Annotated in this window: 1 protein-coding gene; it reads right to left on the reverse strand. The window is 67.2% G+C overall.

What is annotated here, in order from left to right; genetic code table 11:
* Positions 1-527: HNH endonuclease (locus ACXJ3V_RS20710; RefSeq protein ID WP_457102237.1), on the reverse strand; the 527-nt coding region annotated here is incomplete at both ends.

Consider the following 527-nt stretch of genomic DNA (forward strand, 5'->3'; position numbering starts at 1 on the left):
GCCTCGAACCCTTCGGCAGCCGGCTCGCGAGCCACTCGTGCACGTCGGCCCGCACATTGCGGCCCGCCAGAAGGAAGTCTTCGAAGCGGCTGGGCACGTAGGGCAGGTAGACCAGCTTCATGCCAGCCTCCTCCGGCGTGCGGGCTCCCTTGAGCGAGTTGCAGGCCTTGCAGGCGCTCACGCAGTTCATAAAATCCCATGCGCCGCCGCGGCTCTCCGGCAGGACGTGCTCGACGGTCAGGTCCTGCTCGCGAAAGCGCTGCGCGCAGTAGGCGCAGGTGTGCCGGTCGCGAACGAAAAGCTTGCGGCGGCTGAAGGATGGCTCCTGGTCGAACAGGTTCACCCTCGCGCAGCCCATCAGGGCGATGATCGGCGAGATGTCGATTCGGGACTGGACGCCCCGCGCCACGTTGAAACCCCCGCGCATCGTTGCCAGCGGGCCGGCGCCGTCTTCCCAGACAACGGCGCCAGTGGCGTAATGCGAGGCAGCTTGCTCTTGCGAGATCCAGGCCTGAGGCGTTCCCTGG

This window comes from Microbacterium sp. P5_E9 (assembly GCF_054049175.1).